The sequence below is a fragment of the Pseudomonas sp. MTM4 genome, assembly GCF_019355055.1.
Taxonomy (GTDB): Bacteria; Pseudomonadota; Gammaproteobacteria; order Pseudomonadales; family Pseudomonadaceae; genus Stutzerimonas.
The window spans coordinates 760220-780131 of sequence record NZ_CP048411.1 but is presented as its reverse complement, the minus strand read 5'-3'; the positions used below and the strand labels follow the sequence as shown (position 1 = coordinate 780131).

The window sequence follows — 19912 nt, the reverse complement described above, 5'->3', positions numbered from 1 at the left end:
ATGGTTCCTGAGGCTGAAACGCACGCTTCGAAAGCCATGTTTGGCATCGACAAGCTCGGTTACGTAAAAATGCCGTAAATCCGCTTTCCCAGCGGGGCTCGACTGCTTATGGTTCACCCTCATTTCCAGGCGAACCCAGTTCATGTCCGAGGCAAACACTTCTCGCGCCGGCGCCTTGCAGCGCTGGCTGATCATTGGCGTCGTGGTCATCGCTATTGCGCTCCTGCTTTGGTGGCTATGGCCTAGCGCAGCGGAACAACCCCAACAGCAGCGAGCCGGTGGTCGTCCGGCATTCGGAGCGTTCGGCGGGCCAACGCCGGTGCGGGTTGCTCCGGTCGAGCAGGGGCGATTCGAGGTGTATTCCAAGGCGCTCGGCACTGTCACACCGTTGAACACGGTAAACGTACGCAGCCGTGTGGCAGGAGAACTCGTTGAGGTGCGCTTCGAGGAGGGCCAGCGCGTCAAGGCTGGCGATCTGCTCGCGATCATCGATCCGCGCCCCTACGAGGTGGCGTTACAGCAGGCGGAAGGCACTTTGCAGCAGAACCGCGCATTGCTGCAAAACGCGCAAGTCGATCTCAAGCGTTATCGGGGATTGTTTGCCGACGACAGCATCGCCAAGCAGACGCTCGACACCCAGCAGGCACTGGTCAACCAGTACCAGGGAACACTTGCGGCCAACCAGGCAGCGGTCAATGAGGCCAAGCTGAACCTGCAATTCACTCAGATTCGCGCGCCGATCGATGGTCGCGTCGGCCTGCGACAGCTGGATCAGGGCAACCTCGTCGCGGCCAACGACACCACGCCGCTGGTCGTCATCACCCAGACCCAGCCGATGGCCATCAGCTTCACGTTGCCTGAAGGCGAGTTGCCGCCCGTCATCAGCCGTTTCCGTCGCGGTGACGAATTGTCGGTTCAGGCGTGGGACCGCAGCGAACGAGTCCTCTTCGGCGAAGGCGTGCTGGAGAGCGTCGATAACCTGATCGACACGACCACCGGCACCCTGAAGATGAAAGCCCGCTTCGACAACGAAGCCGAGCTGCTGATACCCAACCAGTTCGTCAATATCCGCTTGCGCGTGGAAACGTTGGAGGATGCCGTCCTGATCCCCTCCGCAGCGCTTCAGTTCGGCTCGCGCGGAAACTTCGCCTATGTGGTAGGCGACGATTCGAAGGTCGAGCTGCGTGTCCTCGAAGTAGGGCCGAGCAATGGTGAGCATACCGTCATCACCAAGGGCCTGAGCGTGGGTGAGCGCATCGTCATGGAGGGCACTGACCGCCTGCGTGATGGCAGCGAAGTGGAAGTGGTGGATCGCCAGAAGCTCGCTGAAGAAGCGGCCGAAAATCCCAAGGTCGACCCACAGAATGCCAAGGAGCGCCCGGCGCGATGAACATCTCGCGGCTGTTCATCCTGCGGCCGGTGGCGACCACGCTGACGATGATCGCGATTCTTTTGGCCGGCCTGATCGCCTATCGCATGCTGCCCGTATCGGCGCTGCCACAGGTGGACTATCCAACCATCCGGGTCATGACGCTGTATCCCGGTGCCAGTCCCGAGGTCATGACCAGCGCCGTAACCGCGCCGCTGGAGCGCCAGTTCGGTCAGATGCCGGGACTGACCCAGATGTCCTCGACCAGCTCGGGCGGGGCATCGGTGATCACGCTGCGTTTCTCCCTCGAAGTCGAGCTGGACGTGGCCGAGCAGGAAGTTCAGGCAGCTATCAATGCCGCAAGCAATCTGCTGCCCAACGATCTCCCGGCGCCGCCGGTATACAACAAAGTCAATCCGGCTGACACGCCGGTGATGACCTTGGCGGTGACGTCGGAAAGTCTGGCGCTACCGGAAATGCATGATCTGGTCGATACGCGCATGGCGCAAAAGCTGGCGCAGATCAGCGGCGTGGGCATGGTCAGCATCGCCGGCGGTCAGCGCCCTGCGGTACGCATTCGGGTCAACCCCGAAGCGCTCGCATCGTACGGATTGTCGCTCGCCGACGTTCGTTCGCTGGTGACCAGCTCCAACGTCAACCAGCCCAAAGGCAATTTCGACGGCCCGACTCGGGTATCGATGCTCGACGCCAACGATCAACTGAAAACGCCGGAGGAATACGCCGAACTCATTCTGGCGTACGAAGACGGCGCAACGCTGCGCTTGAAGGATGTCGCCGACATCATCGATGGCGCCGAGAACGAACGCCTCGCCGCGTGGGCCAACGAAACCCAGGCCGTGCTGCTGAACATCCAGCGCCAACCCGGGGCGAACGTGATTGATGTGGTCGAACGTATCCAAGCGTTGCTACCTGAAGTCACCGCCAGCATGCCGGCCGGACTCGACGTGGTGGTGCTCACCGACCGTACGCAAACCATTCGTGCCGCCATCACCGACGTGCAGCATGAACTGCTGATGGCTACGGTCCTCGTGGTCATGGTCACGTTCGTATTTCTCAAGCGACTGTCGGCGACGATCATTCCATCGATTGCCGTGCCGCTGTCGCTGGTGGGCACCTTTGCAATCATGCATCTCGCCGGCTTCTCCCTGAATAACCTGACGCTGATGGCGCTGACCATTGCCACCGGCTTCGTCGTGGACGATGCCATCGTCATGCTCGAAAACATTGCCCGCCATGTGGAGGAGGGCGAGACGCCGCTTCAGGCAGCGCTCAAAGGGGCCAAGCAGATCGGTTTTACCCTGATTTCGCTGACATTGTCCCTGATCGCCGTGCTCATTCCGCTGCTGTTCATGCAAGACGTGGTAGGACGCCTGTTCCGCGAGTTCGCGATCACCCTGGCGGTCGCCATCCTGATCTCGCTCGTGGTGTCCCTGACGTTGACGCCAATGATGTGCGCCAAGCTGCTCAAACCGGCCACCGTGGATGAAGCCAAGCCGGACTGGGTCGAGCGGCTCATCGGCGGCTACTCGCGCTGGCTGACCTGGGTGTTGGGGCACCAGACACTGACCCTGCTGGTTGCCGTGTTGACCTTGGGATTGACAGTGGTGCTTTACCTGGCCGTACCGAAAGGCTTCTTTCCGGTGCAGGACACTGGTGTGATTCAGGGCATCAGCGAAGCGCCGCAATCGATTTCCTTCCGTGCCATGAGCGAACGCCAGCAATCGCTTGCGCGAGTGATTCTGGACGATCCGGCGGTGGAGAGCCTGTCGTCCTATATCGGCGTGGACGGTGACAACGTCACCCTCAATAGCGGTCGTTTGCTGATCAACCTCAAACCCCACGGTGAGCGAGACGTCACGGCCAGCCAGGTCATCGATCGGCTACGACCGGAACTGGCGAAGCTGCCGGGTATCGATTTGTACATGCAACCGGTGCAGGATCTGTCGATCGAAGATCGGGTCAGCCGTACGCAGTTCCAGTTCAGCCTCGAGTCGCCGGATGGTGAGCTGCTGCAGGAATGGGCGCCGCGACTGGTTGCGGCACTCCGCGAGCGCCCGGAGCTGACCGATATCGCCAGTGATTTGCAGAGCAACGGTCTGCAGATTTATCTGGACATCGATCGCGATGCCGCAGCTCGCCTGGGAATCGAGGTTTCGGACATCACCGACGCACTGTATGACGCCTTCGGTCAGCGGCAGATTTCGACGATCTTCACTCAGGCCAGCCAGTACCGCGTGGTATTGGAAGCCGAGTCGGGCAGCCGTCTTGGCGCACAGGCGCTGGAGGAGCTGTTCGTGCAGAGCGAGGGCGGCACGCCGGTGCGGCTGTCGAGCTTGGCGACGCTGGAACAGCGTAATGCGCCGCTGCTGATCAACCATATCGGTCAGTTCCCTGCAGTCACTTTGTCGTTCAACCTGGCCGATGGCGTCTCATTGGGCGAAGCGGTGGAGGTGATCGAAGGCGTTGAGGCCGAAATCGGCCTGCCCGCTGGCATTCAGAGCCGTTTCCAGGGCGCTGCCGAGGCTTTCCAGGCTTCGCTGTCGAGCACGCTGCTGCTGATTCTCGCCGCAGTGGTGACCATGTATATCGTGCTCGGCGTGCTCTATGAGAGCTATATCCATCCGATCACCATTCTCTCGACGTTGCCGTCGGCGGCCGTCGGCGCCTTGCTCGCGCTGTTGCTGACCGGCAACGACTTGGGGCTGATCGCGATCATTGGCATCATCCTGCTGATCGGTATCGTCAAGAAGAACGCGATCATGATGATCGACTTCGCGCTGGAGGCTGAACGTCAGCAGGGCATGAGTCCGCAGGATGCGATCTACCGGGCCGCGCTGCTGCGTTTCCGTCCGATCCTGATGACCACATTGGCCGCATTGTTCGGCGCGGTACCGCTGATGCTCGCTTCCGGCTCCGGGGCCGAGCTGCGTCAGCCGCTGGGTTTGGTCCTGGTTGGTGGTCTGCTGTTGAGCCAATTGCTGACGCTATTCACCACGCCGGTGATCTATCTATTCTTCGATCGGTTGGGTCAGCGGTTTGCTCGTAAGGATGCGGCTGGGCAGGAGGCTCGCGTATGAGCGCTGAGCTGGAAGTTGGAAGTTGGAAAGCAGAGCAATCGGTGCAGCGTGGAGGGCACCTAATATCGGCTGAACTGAGTAATCGTCCCGTTCTGCTAGCAGCAATAGGCATCCCCGCAAACAGAGCCTTCAACTTTCCGCTTCCCGCTTCCCGCTTCCTGCCTGCCACTGGCTTACAGCTATGAACTTGTCCGCCCCCTTCATCGCTCGCCCAGTCGCGACCATGCTTCTGAGCCTGGCGATCTTGCTGTTGGGCGGGGTCAGTTTTGGCTTGTTGCCAGTGTCGCCACTGCCGAATATGGATTTCCCGGTCATTACCGTACAGGCCAGTTTGCCCGGTGCCAGCCCGGAGATCATGGCCTCCAGCGTGGCGACGCCGCTGGAGCGGTCGCTGGGCAGCATCGCCGGCGTCAACCAGATGAGCAGCCGCAGCAGCCAGGGCTCGACGCGGATCATCATCGAGTTCGATCTCGACCGCGACATCAACGGCGCCGCGCGTGAGGTTCAGGCGGCAATCAACGCCGCGCGCAATCTGCTACCCAGCGGTATGCGCAGCATGCCTACGTATCGGAAGGTCAACCCGTCGCAGGCGCCGATCATGGTGCTGTCGCTGACCTCCGATGTACTCGACAAAGGCCAGCTCTACGACATCGGTTCCACGGTGCTCGCGCAGAAGTTATCGCAGGTGCCCGGCGTGGGTGAGGTGCAGGTCGGTGGCAGTTCGCTACCGGCGGTACGCGTCGAACTGCAACCGCAACAGCTCGAGCAGTACGGCGTGTCTCTCGACGAGGTTCGTCAGACCATCGCCTCGGCCAACGTACGCCGGCCCAAAGGCATGGTCGAAGACGATCACCGTCATTGGCAGGTACAAGCCAGCGACCAACTGCACGAGGCGGCTGATTACCTGCCGCTGATCATTCGCTACCAGGACGGCGCCGCGTTGCGCCTGAGCGACGTGGCCAAAGTCAGCGATGCGGTCGAGGATCGCTACAACGACGGATTCTTCAACAACGAACGCGCCGTGCTGCTGATCATCAACCGCCAGGCTGGCGCCAACATCATCGAAACCATCGAAGGCATTCGCAATGAATTGCCGGCCCTGCAAGCAATCGTGCCTGGTAGCGTCAAGATGGCGGTGGCGATGGATCGTTCTCCAGTCATCCGCGCGACGCTGCATGAGGCCGAGCGCACATTGCTGATCGCGGTGGGGCTGGTCATCGTGCTGGTGTTCCTCTTTCTCGGTCGGCTGCGCACGGCGTTGATCCCGGCGCTGGCGGTGCCGGTATCGCTGGTTGGCACCTTCGCCGTGATGTACCTGTTCGGCTTCTCGCTCAATGTGCTGTCGTTGATGGCCTTGATTTTGGCCGCCGGGCTGGTGGTGGACGATGCCATCGTGGTGCTGGAAAACATCGCACGACACATCGATGACGGCGTCCCGCCAATGCGCGCCGCGTACATAGGGACGCGGGAGGTGGGCTTCACGCTGCTGTCAATGAACCTGTCGTTGGTGGTGGTGTTCGTTTCGATCCTGTTCATGGGCGGGATCGTGGAGCGGTTGTTTCGCGAGTTCTCCATCACCCTGGCGGCGGCCATCCTGGTCTCGCTGCTGGTCTCGCTGACGTTAACGCCGATGCTCTGCGCACGTTGGTTGAAGCCCCACGACGCATCGCAGGAAGGGCGCCTGCATCGCTGGAGCCACGACGCCCATCAATGGCTGCTGCGTCACTACGACCGATCCCTCGGGTGGGCGCTGCGGCATCACCGGATCATGCTGTTCACCTTGTTGGCGACCATCGGGCTCAACGTTTTCCTCTATATCGAGGTTCCGAAAACCTTCCTGCCCCAGCAAGACACAGGCCAGCTGACCGGCTTCATCCGCGGCGACGATGGGCTGTCGTTCCAGGTCATGCAGCCGAAAATGGAGATCTACCGCCAGGCGGTGCTGGCCGATCCTGCGGTAGAGAGCGTGGCCGGTTTCATCGGCGGACAAGGCGGCATCAACAACGCCTTCATGATCGTTCGCCTCAAGCCGCTGGCTGAACGCAAGATTTCCGCGCAGAAAGTCATCGAGCGCATTCGTGCCAATCAGCCGAAAGTCCCAGGCGGGCGCATGTTCCTCATGGCTGATCAGGATCTGCAGTTCGGCGGCGGGCGACAAAGCAGTTCGGCGTACTCCTACAGCTTGCTGGCCAGCGATCTGGCCGATTTGCGCGCCTGGGTGCCGCAGGTGACGCGCGCGCTGATGGCGTTGCCGGAGCTGACCAGCATCGATGCCAACGAAGGCGAGGGCGCGCAGCAGATCAGCCTGCAAGTGGACCGCGACGCGGCCAAGCGCTTGGGTATCGATATGAGCACGGTCACCACCTTGCTCAACAACGCATTCAGCCAGCGGCAAATATCCACTATTTACGAATCGCTCAACCAGTATCAGGTGGTGATGGAGATCGACCCGGCATACGCCCAGCATCCTGAGGTGCTGGAACAGATTCAGGTGATTACCAGCGATGGTCGGCGGGTGCCCCTGGCCGCTTTCGCAAGCTATGAGCGCAGCCTCGAAGAAGACCGCGTCAGCCATGAGGGGCAGTTCGCCGCGGAAAACATCGACTTCGATCTGGCGCCCGGTGTGAGTCTCGATCAGGCGACACGGGCGATCGAGCGTGCGGTTGCCGCCATCGGCATGCCCAGCGAGGTGCAGGGGCGTCTGGGCGGTACCGGAGATGTCTTCAAGGCCACGCAGGAAGGGCAGCCGCTGATGATTCTCGGTGCCTTGCTGCTGGTGTATATCGTGCTCGGCATCCTCTACGAGAGTTACATCCATCCGTTGACGATTCTTTCCACGCTGCCTTCAGCGGGTGTCGGCGCGTTGCTCGCAATCATCCTGATGCGCGAACAGTTCAGCCTGATCTCTCTGCTCGGTCTGTTCCTGTTGATCGGCGTGGTCAAGAAGAACGCGATCCTGATGATCGATCTGGCGCTGCAATTCGAGCGCAACGACCACTTGTCTCCGCAAGAGTCGATTCGCCGTTCCTGCCTGTTGCGCTTTCGCCCAATTCTGATGACTACCATGGCCGCGATCCTCGGCGCCTTGCCGTTGCTCATGGGCGGTGCCGAAGGCGCCGAGATGCGCCAACCGCTGGGCCTGACCATCGTCGGTGGGTTGATCCTCAGCCAGATCCTCACGCTCTACACCACGCCGGTCGTCTATCTGTATCTCGACCGCGCGCGTCATCGCTTCAACCGCTGGCGTGGTGTGCGCACCGATGCCGCTCTGGAAAATCCGCTATGAATTCGTCGTATTTGAAATCCCCCTTGCGCCCGCTGGCCATGATGGTCATGGCGTTTTCGCTCGGCGCTTGTACCTTGGGTCCTGACTACCAGCGGCCGGATCTGCCCGTTGCCACGGAGTTCAAGCAGGCCGAGGGATGGAAGACCGCCGCGCCGGCGGACGTCTTGCAGCGTGGCGATTGGTGGGCGCTTTACGGCGATGCCGAACTGAATGCGCTGGTTGGCCGGCTGAACGTTTCCAACCAGAATCTGGCGGCAGCCGAAGCGCAGTACCGCCAAGCGCGTGCTTTGGTAAGGGGGGCGCGCTCGCAACTGTTTCCCATCGTGGGGGCCAGTGGCGGTGTGTCGCGCGGGGGGCAGGGTAGCTCTGGAAATAGCTCCTCGCAGTACATCGGTAGCAGTAGCGGTGTAAGCGAGAGCTACGAGATTGGCCTCGACGCCTCTTGGGAGCTCGACATCTGGGGACGCCTGCGCCGCAATCTGGAGGCCAATCGCGCCAACATGCAAGCGAGTGCGGCGGACTTGGCGGCGGTCCGCCTGAGTCTGCAATCCGAACTGGTCCAGACCTATCTGCAATTGCGCGTAATGGACGAGCAGCAGCGGTTGCTGGACCAGACGGTCGAGGCGTTCGCCCGCTCGCTGCGCCTGACAGAAAACCAGTACGAAGCTGGCATCGTGCCCAAGTCCGATGTCAGTCAGGCGCTGACCCAGCTTAAAAGCACCCAGGCCCAGGCGATCGACCTGCGCTGGCAGCGGGCACAGATGGAGCATGCCATCGCGGTGCTCGTTGGCGTGCCGCCCTCGGAGCTGACCATTGCCGAGCGCCGCGACATCCCACAGTTGCCCGAGGTGCCACTGGCTTTGCCGTCGCAATTGCTGGAGCGCCGACCAGACATCGCCTCGGCCGAGCGCCAAGTCATCGCAGCCAATGCGCAGATAGGCGTGGCCGAAGCGGCCTGGTATCCAGACCTGACTCTGAGCGCCAGTGGCGGCTATCGCAACAGCAGCTTCAGCGATCTGATCAGCGTGCCCAACCGCTTCTGGTCGCTGGGCCCTCAGTTGGCGCTGACGCTGCTCGACTTCGGCGCTCGCCGTGCCGAACTGGAACAGGTGGAAGCCAGCTATGACCAGACCGTGGCCAACTATCGCCAGACGGTGCTCGATAGCTTCCGTGAAGTCGAGGACAACCTCGTGCAACTCCGCGTCCTGGCCGAGGAGGCGGTTGTACAGCGAGAAGCGCTGGAAGCGGCGCAGGAGTCGCTGCGCCTGATCGAAAACCAGTATCGCGCGGGCACTGTCGACTTCCTCAGCGTCGCGACGGTGCAGACCACTGCATTGAACAACGAGCGGACCAACCTCTTGTTGCTGGGCGATCGGCTGACGGCCAGCGTACAGCTGATTGCGGCGCTTGGCGGTGGTTGGGGCGAGGCTCAACTGGAGCAGGAACCGGTGTTCGAAGGGCCGGAGCGCTGAGTGTTTGGCGCCTGTGGTTACCGGTGATGGATGACGGGGGTTCGTCCAATACCTGACCCGCGATGCAGAGCGTTCGATTAAAAAAACGAAACCCCGCTATCGCGGGGTTTCGTCAGATCAGGCGAGCGCCTGGGTGAACTGGTAGATCAATCGCGCTGCTTGCGATTCACCGTCTGTGCCGCTTTGATGATGTCGGCACCGATCACCGGCTCGAACTCCTTCCATACCGGCCGCATGGCTTCACGCCAGGCTTCGCGCTCGGCAGCGGTGAGCTCGATGATTTGCGACGTGCCGGCCTGGCGGATGCGCTCGCGATGGGCCTGGTTGGCCTCTTCGGCCGCGCGGTTCACCGCGTAAGTCACCTCATCGATGATGCCTTCGAGTTCGGTACGAATGCTGTGTGGGATGCCGTACCAGAAGCGCGTGTTGCTCACCAGCATGTAGTCGAGCACGCCGTGGTTGCTCTCGGTGATGTACGGCTGCACGGTGTGCATGTTCTTGCTGTAGATATTCGACCAGGGATTTTCCGCGCCCTGAACGGTGCCGTTCTGCAACGACGCGAAGACATCGGCAAAGGCGATTTTCTTGGTGGGTGCCCCCACCTGGGCGAACTGTGATTCCAGAACCGCCGACGGCTGAATGCGGAAGGCCAGGCCGTTCGCATCGCTCGGCAAGCGCAGCGCCTTGGTAGCCGACAGCTGTTTCATGCCGTTGTGCCAGTAGGCGAGGCCGGTGATGTTTTCTTTCTCCATCGAGCGCAGCAGCTGACGCCCCTTGGCGCGTTTTTGGAAGCGATTGACGGCGTCCAGATCGTCGAACAGGAACGGCAGATCGAAGACCTGCACCTGCTTGGTGTACTGCTCGAACTTGGCCAGCGAGGGCGCGAGCAGTTGGACTTCGTTCTTGCTCAGGGCTTCCAGTTCGTCGGCATCGCCATACAGCGTGGAGTTGGGGTAGACCTCGACGGTTACCTGACCCGGCAGGCGCTCTTCGACCAGTCGTTTGAACAGCAGGGCGCCCTTGCCCTTGGGGGTTTCTTCGGCGACGACATGGGCGAACTTGATAACGATTGGCTCTGCTTCGACCACTGTCGCGGTCAGTGCCAGCATCAGTCCTGCGAGGGTGATGATCGGCTTGATCATTTGAAAGGCTCTTTATTTTTGGTTGGTTGGCATTACATCCGGGAGCCGAATGCGATTGAGCTTCAACGCGACGTTATGCCAAATAAGCCGAACCACCTAAAGCGCTTTCTCGCAAAATTCATAATTGAAAGAGCGGGAGCGGGAATACATCACAATTTGTCCATCCCATGCGCCGCTGCTTTACCTAGCAAAGCAGCGGCGCAGAGCTATCCGCGTGTCAGCTGTTGGATAGCTGCCAGCCGCCACCCAAGGCTTTGTAGAGCGCGACGACACCCCGGTAAAGCTCGACTTCAGCCTGTGCCTGGGCATCTTCGGCGGCGAGCCGTTCGCGCTCGGCGTCCAACAGTACGAGGAAGTCCACCGTGCCCTCGCGGTAGCGAATTTCCGCTTGCTGCGCCGCCGCTCGGCTGGCGCTGGATTGACGCAGCAGTGACAACAACCTTTCCTGAGCACGGGCGTAGTCGCTGAAGGCGTTCTCCGACTCTTCCAGCGCCAGCAACACCTGCTGTTCATAGCTCGCCAGCGCGCCCTCGGCATCGGCCTCGGCACCGCGCAATCTGGCTCGCACGCTGCCCATGTCGAACGCCGCCCAGCTGATGCTCGGTGCGGCTCCCCAGGCCTGCGCGGCGCTGGAGCCAATCTGCGAACCGCGTCCGGCGATGAAACCGAGGAAGCCGGACAGGCTCACCCGCGGAAACAGATCCGCCGTTGCGACGCCAACACTGGCGGTGGCTGCGGCCAGTTGGCGCTCTGCCGCCCGGATGTCTGGACGACGGCGCAGTAGTTCGCCGGGGTCGCCAATCGGTAGCGCTTTGGCAATCGCCGGCAGTTCACGTGGCGACAGGTCGATGCTGAGCTGATCGGCGCGCTGGCCGAGCAGCGTAGCGATGCGATTGCGCGCGCGGCTTTGGGCCGCCTGAAATTGCGGCAGGCTGGCCTCGGTGGCGGCCAAACGAGCATCGGCGCGCAGCACATCGAGTTCGCTACCCATACCGGCTTCGCGCAGCTGTTCGGTCAATTGATGCGAGTCGCGCTGATTGTCCAGGTTCTCCCGAGCGATGCGCTCGCGCAGCTGGGCGCCGCGCAGCTGCCCATAGGCATCCACCAGTTCGGCGATCAGGCTCACTTGCAGTTGGTAGAGCTCGGCTTCGGCGGCTTCAGTCTGTGCTTCGCTGGCTTCGATACGCCGCTGGATACGCCCGAACAAGTCCAGCTCCCAGGCCATATCCAGGCCCAGGTCGTAGCGCTCGATGTTGCTGCGCTCTTCGCTGAAACCAGGCTGCTGCGCTTTGCCGTATTCAGCGCTGGCGCCGGCTGTCACGGTAGGCAAGCGATCATTGGCGGCATCGTCACGGATCGAGCGCGCCGCACGTAGCCTGGAGAAGGCGATGCGCAGCTCTCGGTTTTCGGCCAAGGCCTGACCGACCAACGCGTCCAGCGTGGGGTCTTCAAACTGGCGCCACCAGGCGGATTCGAACCGTGAGCGGTCGAAGTCTTTTGCGGCGGAGCGATCAATCTCTGCCGGCGCCGTTTCTGGCGTACGGTAATCGGGCCCGACCGCACAGGCGCTGAGGGCCAATATTGCGGCTAGCAGGAGCGGGGTGGTGATAACAACCTTCATGCATGGATCTCCTTCAGTACAGCCTTTTTCTCCTCGCGCCGTTCGACGAAAGCGCGAATCACCAGATAGAACACCGGGGTCAGCAGTAGCCCGAAGAAGGTCACGCCGAGCATCCCGCTGAACACCGCCACTCCCATGGCATGGCGCATCTCGGCACCGGCACCGCTGGACAACACCAGCGGCACCACGCCCATGATGAAGGCGAAGCTGGTCATCAGGATCGGGCGCAGCCGTAGCCGGCAGGCTTCGAGTACTGCAGCCAACCGATCCATGCCTTCTTCCTGCTTATCCTTGGCGAACTCGACGATGAGGATCGCGTTCTTGCACGCCAGACCCACCAGCACGATCAAGCCGATTTGGGTGAACACGTTGTTATCACCGCCCGAGAGAATTACTCCGACGATGGCCGACAGCAGCGTCATCGGCACGATCAGGATCACGGCCAGCGGCAGGCTCCAGCTCTCGTATTGCGCCGCCAGTACCAGGAAAGCCAGCAGCACGCAGAGTGGGAAGACGAACATCGCGGTGTTGCCGGCGAGAATCTGCTGATAGGTCAGCTCGGTCCATTCGTAACTCATGCCGTTCGGCAGCTCGGCCTGGAGCAAGCGCTCCATGGCGTCTTCGGCTTGACCGGAGCTGTAGCCCGGAGCCGCAGCACCATTGATTTCCGCCGTGAGGAAGCCGTTGTAATGCATCACACGATCCGGTCCGGCGCTGTCGCTGACCTTGACGAAAGTCGACAGCGGCACCATCTCGCCACGGTCGTTGCGAACCTTCAGCTGGCCAATCTGGTCAGGCGTCAGGCGAAACTTCTGCTCAGCCTGGACGTTGACCTGATAGGTGCGGCCGAAGCGGTTGAAGTCGTTGGCATACAGCGAGCCCAGGTATACCTGCATGGTGTCGAAAATCTGGTCGATCGGCACGCCATGGGTCTTGGCTTTTTCACGGTCGATGTCGGCATCGATTTGCGGCACGTTGACCTGATAGCTGGTGAACAGCCCGGCCAGCTCCGGATATTCAGCGCTCTTGGCAATGACGTTCTGGACCTGCTTGTAGAGCTCTTCGTAGCCAAGGTTGCCACGGTCCTGCACTTGCACGCGGAAACCGCCGATAGTGCCCAATCCCTGTACCGGTGGTGGCGGGAAGATTGCGAGATAGGCTTCCTGGATACCTGAAAACTGACCGTTAAGCACAGCGGCAATGGCTCCGGCGGACATGTCATCGTCCTTGCGCTGATCGAAGTCCTTCAGGGCAACGAAGACGATGCCGCTGTTCGGGCTGTTAGTAAAACCATTAATCGACAGGCCAGGGAAGGCGATGGTGTTTTCGACGCCGGGGTGCTTACCAGCGATTTCCGACATTTGCTTGATTACGTCCTCGGTACGGTCCAAGGTCGCGGCGTCCGGCAACTGAGCGAAGGCCACTAGATACTGCTTATCCTGCGGCGGCACGAAACCTGTCGGCGTGCTGGCAAAACCCATGTACCCCAAGCCCACCAAGCCGACATAGACCACTAGGGCGATACCGCTGCCACGCAGGATGCGCTTCACCGCGCCCACGTAACCGTGGCTGGCACGCTCGAACACACGGTTGAACGGCGCAAACAGCCAGCCGCCGAAGAGCTTGTCCAGCAAGCGCGAGAAGCCGTCCTTAGGCGCGTCCTGGCTGCGCAGCAGTGCGGCCGCAAGTGCCGGAGACAGGGTTAGCGAGTTGAACGCCGAAATCACCGTTGAGATAGCGATGGTCAACGCGAACTGCTGGTAGAACTGCCCGGTAAGGCCAGAGATGAATGCAGTCGGAATGAAGACCGCGCAGAGCACCAGGGCGGTGGCGATAATCGGACCGGTCACCTCCTTCATGGCCTGCTTCGTGGCTTCGACCGGCGACTTGCCGAGGCCGATGTTGCGTTCGACGTTTTCCACCACGACGATGGCGTCGTCCACCACAATGCCGATGGCTAGCACCAGGCCGAACAGTGACAACGCATTGAGCGAGAAGCCGAGCATGTGCATGACGGCGAAGGTGCCGATCAGCGACACCGGCACGGCGGCCAGCGGAATGATCGAGGCGCGCCAGGTCTGCAGGAACAGGATCACCACGAGCACCACCAGCACGATGGCTTCGAGCAGCGTGTGCACCACCGCCTCGATGGAACCGCGCACGAAAATGGTCGGGTCATAGACAATTTCGTAGTCCACCCCCTCAGGAAAATCCTTTTTCAGCTCGGCCATGCGGGCCCGCACCGAGTCGGAAATTTCGATGGCATTGGAGCCCGGACGCTGGAATACCGGGATGGCGACGGCGGGCTGGTTGTTCAGTAGCGAGCGCAGGGCGTATTGGGCGGACCCCAGTTCGATGCGTGCGATATCCCTGAGGCGAGTGATCGAGCCGTCTTCGCCTGCGCGAATGATGATGTTCTCGAATTCCTCCTCGGTGACCAGTCGGCCCTGAGTGTTGATCGAAAGTTGGAAATCAGTCGCCCCCGGTGCTGGCGGCGCACCCAGCGAGCCGGCCGCGACTTGACGGTTCTGCTCACGGATAGCGTTGACTACATCGGACGCAGTGAGATTGCGCGAGGCGACCTTGTTCGGGTCGAGCCAAACGCGCAAGGAATAGTTGCCCATGCCGAACAGTTGCACGTCGCCGATTCCGTCCAGGCGCGCCAGCTCGTCCTTGACGTTGAGCGCCGCGTAGTTGGACAGGTAGAGCATGTCGTAGCGCTCATCCGGCGAGGTCAGGTGGACCACCATGGTCAGGTCCGGCGATGCCTTGTCGACCGTTACACCGAGGCGCTGCACCTCGGTGGGCAGGGTCGGCATGGTACGGGTCACCCGGTTCTGCACCTGCACCTGGGAGTTGTCCAGATCCGTGCCGAGCGCGAAGGTGATGGTCAGGGTCAGCTTGCCGTCGGCGGTGGCCTGAGACGACATGTAAAGCATGCCCTCGACGCCAGTGATGGCCTGTTCCAGCGGCGAGGCGACGGTTTCACCGATCACCTTGGGGTTGGCGCCGGGGAATTCGGCGCGCACCACCACGGTAGGTGGCACTACTTCCGGATACTCGCTGATGGGCAGCTGGAACAGCGATATGGCGCCGCCAATGAGGATCACCAGGGAGAGCACCGCCGCGAAGATCGGCCGCTGAATGAAGAATTGAGAGAAATTCATGACGCACTCCGGGGGAGAGGGTGCTCATCACGCACCCTGACGGAATCGGTTTTCGGGGTGTGCGCCGGGGCGCACTTTCGACTGGCTGCGGCGTTGGCTCAGCTATTTGGGCGCCGTGTCACGCTGCGGTCGACCACCTCGGTCTTGAACGCCGCAGTAATGGCGCGATGCTGCTCCTTGAGCGCGGCGAGGGTTTCGGCGTCCGCCATCGGCACGGTTTTCGGCTCAACCGCGTTGCCCGGGCGGACACGCTGCAGGCCGTTGACGACGATGGTTTCCCCTTCGTTGAGACCGCTGCGGACGATGCGCAGCCCTTCGAGTTTCGGTCCGAGCTCGATGGAGCGGTAATTCACCTTGCCGTCCTCGAGCACCAGCACGAACTTCTTGCCCAGATCGGTTCCCACCGCGACGTCCTTGATCAACACCGCATCGTAGGTGGCGCTGCCAACAAGCTTCATCCGCGCATAAAGACCAGGCGTGAAGCGCCCGTCACGGTTGTCGAACACGGCGCGCCCGCGGATGGTGCCTGTACGCGGATCGACCTGGTTGTCGATGAAGTCCATGCGGCCGAGGTGCGGGTGACCGTCTTCACTGGAAAGCCCGAGGTAGACCGGAGTCGCCTCGCCACGTGTGCCGTTGCGGGCCAGCTCGCGGTACTTCAGGTAGGTACGCTCATCCGCCTCGAAGTAGGCGTAGACCTCGTTGGTGGAAACCAGCGTAGTGAGCAGCGCCTCGCCAGCGTTCACCAGATTGCCGGCGGTGATCATGGCGCGACCCGCGCGGCCATCGATGGGTGCAGTGACGCGGGTAAAGCTGAGGTCCAGCTTGGCTGCGTCCAGTTGTGCCTGTATGGCCGCGACTGCGGATTTCGCTTCGCTGGCGGCGCTGACGCGAGCGTCGGCCAATTCAGCGGAAATAGCATTATTGGCCCGTAGCCGCTCGCCGCGCTGGGCTTCGCTGGCGGTGCGTTGCTGCGTGGCGCGCGCCTGTTGCAGTTCGGCCTGCAGACGCTTGACCTGAGCCTCGAACGGGCGCGGGTCGATCTGGAACAGCAGATCGCCTTTCTTGACCAGTGCGCCTTCTTCGAACGCGACCTTGTCGATGAAGCCGGAAACCCGCGGGCGGATATCGACCGACTCCGGCGCTTCCAGACGCCCGGTGAGCTCGTCCCATTCGGTGACCTGTTGCTCGATGACTTCAGCGACGCTGACAGCCGGCGCCGGCATCGCCGCCTCGGTGGCTTCAGGCGCCTGCCCACATGCACTGACAAGCGCAGCTACAACTGCAACCAGTGGGTAACGCAGGGCGTTGAATGAACGTTCCATGCTTGACTCCGCAACTCGGTTTTTTATGTTGGGCGAAGTGTGCGGGGCAGGTTCTCGATGCAGAAATCGAACGAGGCGAATGTGAATATCATTCCCGATGATGTTGCAGACTGTTTCATCAATGGCGGGATGGGCGTTCTCGTGGGCTGAAGCCCACCCTACGGAAGGTTTCGCGCTCTTATAGTGATTGTAGGGTGGGCTTCAGCCCACCACAGCGGGCGAAGCGCCGCTGGCCCACACGACAGAAAACGCGGCGATCAGAGACTATCCGGATCGCCGACGAACATTTGAATCCGCGAGCGCAGCCAGCGTTCGGCGGGGTCGTTGTCCTGGGCGCCGCGCCAGGCCATGGAGAGTTCGAAGTCCTGGCTGGTCTCGAAGGGTAGCGGCTCGGCGCGAACGCCACCGTTGGCGGCCAGGGCAGCAGCGGCGTAATCCGGCACGGTCGCGACCAGATCGGTGCCGGCCAGCAGACTGGCCAGTCCATTGAACTGCGGCACGGCCAGCACCACCTTGCGCTTGCAGCCGTGCAGCGCCAGTTCTTCGTCGATGTAGCCGTTCAGGTCGCCGGCGAAGGACACCATCGCGTGCGGGCGCGAGCAGTAATCGTCCAGGCTCATGCGGCCTGGGATGCTGTCGGCGCGCAGCAACATGGGCTTCGGCCGTCTCAACACCTTGCGCTTGGCATTGGCCGGCAGCTCCACCGTGTAGCAGACGCCCACCGAGATTTCCCCGGATGCCAGCAGGCCCGGCATCAAAAGGTAATTGGCGCGCCGCACCACCAGCACCACACCCGGAGCCTCGGCGCGTATGCGCCTGAGCAATTGAGGCAGCAAGGCGAATTCCACCTCGTCGGTCAAACCGATGCGGAACACCAGTTCACTGGTCGCCGGATCGAAAGTCGAGGCGCGGCTGACCGCGGTGGAAATCGAGTCCAGCGCAGGCGAGAGCAGGCCGGCGATTTCCTGTGCGCGAGCAGTGGGCTCCATGCTGCGGCCCGTGCGCACGAACAGCGGATCGTCGAACAGCGTGCGCAGACGAGCCAAAGCGGCGCTGATCGCTGGCTGGCCGAGAAACAGCTTTTCAGCCGCCCGCGTCACGCTGCGCTCGTGCATCAGCGTTTCGAAGACGATCAGCAGATTCAGATCCAGGCGGCGGAGGTCGTTGCGATTCATGCCATTCATTCACGCGTGTGTGGCCACGCAAGATGCTGCGGGCTTCGGAGGGTGCGTCTGCATTCTAGACAGATCGGGGTGACGCCGGCATGTCCATTTCCGCTTTGCAATGACACAAACCTGCAGGACGGGATGCGGCTTTACGTACAGCCGAACATCATTGGCGCGCATGGCGACTATCGAACGGAATGCGGGCATCGCGACTGGAGTTGTGCCGACAGTGCAGATAGAGTCGCTAATACAGTAGTAATCGAGGGGTCTTTCAATGTCCCGCATGATCCGTTTCCATCAGTTCGGTCCTGCCGAAGTGCTGCGTTATGAACAGCAGGACGTGCCACGGCCAGGTCCTGGTGAAGTGCTGATCGGCGTGAACGCGATCGGCATCAGCTGGAGCGATGTGCTTTGGCGGCAAGACCTTGCGCCACGCCATGCACAGTTGCCCGCCGGGCTCGGCTGCGAAGTCGCCGGTGAAGTGCTGGCGGTGGGCGATGAGGTGGATGGTTTTGTCGTCGGTGATCGGGTGGCGAGCTTTCTTGCTCATGACCTCAACCGGTATCCGTTGTACGGCGAGAAGGTGCTGCTGCCTCAGTTCTCTCTTGTTCACTATCCGGACATGCTCAGCCCGGTTGAGGCCTGCGTGCATTACATGCCGGCGTTGGTCGCGTACTTCGCATTGGTCGAACTGGCGCAACTCGAACCCGGACAGTATGTCCTGGTGACCGAAGCGAGCCATTGCACCGGACCGATCGCCGTGCAGCTGGCCAAGGCGTTGGGCGCTCGGGTGATAGCCACCTGCGAGACCGCCGAAGATCGGGACTTTCTCCGCACGCTGGGCGCCGAAACGGTGATCGTCACCGAAGAGGAAGACCTGGTTGGCCGCCTGCAGAAAATCACCGCTGGCGCGGGCGTCGAGGTGGTACTTGACGCCTGTGGCGGTCCTCAGATGAAGCTGCTGGGCGATGTCATCGCACCACGCGGCAAGCTGATCCTCTACGGGCTCAACGGCGGCAACGAGACAGCCTTTCCTGCGTGCGCGGCGTTCAAGAAAAACTTCAAATTCTTCCTTCATTGTTTGTGCGATTTCACCGGCCAGCCGGAATTGGGCATCGAGCAGAACCGTGACGCGCTCCGGCGCGCGCTGCTGCACATCAACCAGCTCACCGCCGACCGGCTGATCACGCCCCAGGTCGACAAGGTATTCGCGTTCGATGAGGTGGTTGCCGCCCACCGGTACGTCGAGAGCGGTATCCCGCGCGGGCGGGTCGTGCTCGGCGTCGAATGATGGAGGCGCTGCGCAGGGGGCCTCTCATCGCTTCATAGAAACTTTCCACTCTCCGTCCAAGTCCTCCGAAGACAGGTAATTCACTCGACGGAGGAAAAGCACATGGGCGAAGAAAACCAGACCTTGCCACCTCAGGAGCAACCGGAGCCCGGCAAGGAAGGCTTGATGAACCCGCGCCCGGAGTTCAAGGGCGAAGACTACAAGGCAGCCGGCAAGCTGCAGGGCAAGGTGGCGATCATCACGGGCGGCGACAGCGGCATTGGTCGCTCGGTGGCCGTGCTGTTCGCCCGAGAAGGCGCCGATGTGGCAATTCTCTATCTCGACCAACACCAGGACGCGGACGAAACCCGCAAAGTGGTCGAAAGCCATGGCCGTCAATGCCTGACCTTTGCTGGCGATGTGGCCGATCGTGAGGTCTGCCGCAAGGTCATCGACGAGACGCGGGCCAAGTTCGGCAAGCTCGACATCCTGGTCAATAACGCCGCCGAACAGCATCCGCAGGAGCGCCTGGAAGACGTCAGCGAAGAGCAGTGGGAGAAGACCTTCCGCACCAATATCTTCGGCATGTTCCAGATGACCAAGGCGGCGCTGCCGCACCTCAAGCAGGGTGCGTCCATCATCAATACCACCTCGGTAACGGCCTACAAGGGCAGCCCGCAGCTGCTCGATTACTCGGCCACCAAAGGCGCTATCACTGCGTTTACCCGCTCGCTGTCGATGAACCTGGCCGAGCGCGGCATCCGTGTGAACGGCGTAGCGCCAGGCCCGATCTGGACGCCGCTGATTCCGTCGACCTTCGATGCGGACAAGGTCGCGAAATTCGGCGCCAACGTGCCGATGAAGCGTCCTGGCCAGCCGGACGAAGTGGCGCCGGCCTATGTCTATCTCGCCAGCAGCGATTCGTCCTATGTCAGCGGCCAGGTGATGCATGTGAACGGCGGTACGGTGCTCAACGGCTGAGCACCAGTCGACAGG

The 19912-nt window shown here is 61.7% G+C and carries 11 protein-coding genes; 6 read left to right on the top strand and 5 right to left on the bottom strand.

Annotated features, from left to right (window positions below):
• The first annotated feature begins 142 nt into the window (after positions 1-142).
• The 4 genes from GYM54_RS03485 (at position 143) to GYM54_RS03470 (ending at position 9225) form a co-directional block, all read left to right on the top strand.
• On the top strand, positions 143-1390 hold the full coding sequence (locus GYM54_RS03485; protein WP_197445079.1) for an MdtA/MuxA family multidrug efflux RND transporter periplasmic adaptor subunit: 1248 nt from the start codon (positions 143-145) through the stop codon (positions 1388-1390).
• Positions 1387-4467, top strand: coding sequence for an MdtB/MuxB family multidrug efflux RND transporter permease subunit (locus GYM54_RS03480; protein WP_197445078.1), 3081 nt, complete (start codon positions 1387-1389; stop codon positions 4465-4467). The genes GYM54_RS03485 and GYM54_RS03480 overlap by 4 nt, the downstream gene beginning before the upstream one ends.
• 181 nt (positions 4468-4648) lie before the next feature.
• Positions 4649-7753 (top strand): efflux RND transporter permease subunit, encoded by a 3105-nt coding sequence (locus GYM54_RS03475; RefSeq protein ID WP_197445077.1) that lies wholly within the window; start codon positions 4649-4651, stop codon positions 7751-7753.
• The gene (locus GYM54_RS03470) at positions 7750-9225 is read left to right on the top strand and encodes an efflux transporter outer membrane subunit (protein WP_181103502.1); all 1476 of its coding nucleotides are present in this window, start codon (positions 7750-7752) and stop codon (positions 9223-9225) included. The genes GYM54_RS03475 and GYM54_RS03470 overlap by 4 nt, the downstream gene beginning before the upstream one ends.
• 146 nt (positions 9226-9371) lie before the next feature.
• Here GYM54_RS03470 and GYM54_RS03465 read toward each other — a convergent pair whose 3' ends face one another.
• From GYM54_RS03465 to GYM54_RS03445, 5 genes are all read right to left on the bottom strand, one after another.
• The gene (locus tag GYM54_RS03465; protein ID WP_131648987.1) at positions 9372-10364 is read right to left on the bottom strand and encodes a TRAP transporter substrate-binding protein; all 993 of its coding nucleotides are present in this window, start codon (positions 10362-10364) and stop codon (positions 9372-9374) included.
• A 220-nt stretch (positions 10365-10584) separates the two neighbouring features.
• Positions 10585-11988, bottom strand: a complete 1404-nt coding sequence (locus GYM54_RS03460; protein ID WP_181103503.1) for an efflux transporter outer membrane subunit — start codon at positions 11986-11988, stop codon at positions 10585-10587.
• Positions 11985-15155: an efflux RND transporter permease subunit gene (locus GYM54_RS03455; RefSeq protein WP_197445075.1), complete on the bottom strand. Its 3171-nt coding sequence runs from the start codon at positions 15153-15155 to the stop codon at positions 11985-11987. Before GYM54_RS03455 ends, GYM54_RS03460 begins: the two co-directional genes overlap by 4 nt.
• A gap of 98 nt (positions 15156-15253) precedes the next feature.
• Positions 15254-16480, bottom strand: a complete 1227-nt coding sequence (locus tag GYM54_RS03450) for an efflux RND transporter periplasmic adaptor subunit (RefSeq protein ID WP_197445074.1) — start codon at positions 16478-16480, stop codon at positions 15254-15256.
• A 257-nt stretch (positions 16481-16737) separates the two neighbouring features.
• The gene (locus GYM54_RS03445) at positions 16738-17655 is read right to left on the bottom strand and encodes a LysR family transcriptional regulator (RefSeq protein WP_131648843.1); all 918 of its coding nucleotides are present in this window, start codon (positions 17653-17655) and stop codon (positions 16738-16740) included.
• 265 nt (positions 17656-17920) lie between these two features.
• On the opposite strand from GYM54_RS03445, the gene GYM54_RS03440 reads away from it, so the two are divergent.
• Positions 17921-18937 (top strand): zinc-dependent alcohol dehydrogenase family protein, encoded by a 1017-nt coding sequence (locus GYM54_RS03440; RefSeq protein WP_197445073.1) that lies wholly within the window; start codon positions 17921-17923, stop codon positions 18935-18937.
• A gap of 102 nt (positions 18938-19039) precedes the next feature.
• Positions 19040-19897, top strand: a complete 858-nt coding sequence (locus GYM54_RS03435) for an SDR family oxidoreductase (protein ID WP_197445072.1) — start codon at positions 19040-19042, stop codon at positions 19895-19897.
• The last annotated feature ends 15 nt before the right edge of the window (positions 19898-19912 follow it).

Excerpts from the sequence above, each read along its gene's own strand:
- GYM54_RS03435 (WP_197445072.1), top strand. The coding sequence starts at position 19,040 with ATGGGCGAAGAAAACCAGACCTTGCCACCTCAGGAGCAACCGGAGCCC.
- GYM54_RS03450 (WP_197445074.1), bottom strand. The coding sequence starts at position 16,480 with ATGGAACGTTCATTCAACGCCCTGCGTTACCCACTGGTTGCAGTTGTA.
- GYM54_RS03470 (WP_181103502.1), top strand. The coding sequence starts at position 7,750 with ATGAATTCGTCGTATTTGAAATCCCCCTTGCGCCCGCTGGCCATGATG.
- GYM54_RS03480 (WP_197445078.1), top strand. The coding sequence starts at position 1,387 with ATGAACATCTCGCGGCTGTTCATCCTGCGGCCGGTGGCGACCACGCTG.
- GYM54_RS03475 (WP_197445077.1), top strand. The coding sequence starts at position 4,649 with ATGAACTTGTCCGCCCCCTTCATCGCTCGCCCAGTCGCGACCATGCTT.
- GYM54_RS03460 (WP_181103503.1), bottom strand. The coding sequence starts at position 11,988 with ATGAAGGTTGTTATCACCACCCCGCTCCTGCTAGCCGCAATATTGGCC.
- GYM54_RS03455 (WP_197445075.1), bottom strand. The coding sequence starts at position 15,155 with ATGAATTTCTCTCAATTCTTCATTCAGCGGCCGATCTTCGCGGCGGTG.
- GYM54_RS03440 (WP_197445073.1), top strand. The coding sequence starts at position 17,921 with ATGTCCCGCATGATCCGTTTCCATCAGTTCGGTCCTGCCGAAGTGCTG.
- GYM54_RS03485 (WP_197445079.1), top strand. The coding sequence starts at position 143 with ATGTCCGAGGCAAACACTTCTCGCGCCGGCGCCTTGCAGCGCTGGCTG.
- GYM54_RS03445 (WP_131648843.1), bottom strand. The coding sequence starts at position 17,655 with ATGAATCGCAACGACCTCCGCCGCCTGGATCTGAATCTGCTGATCGTC.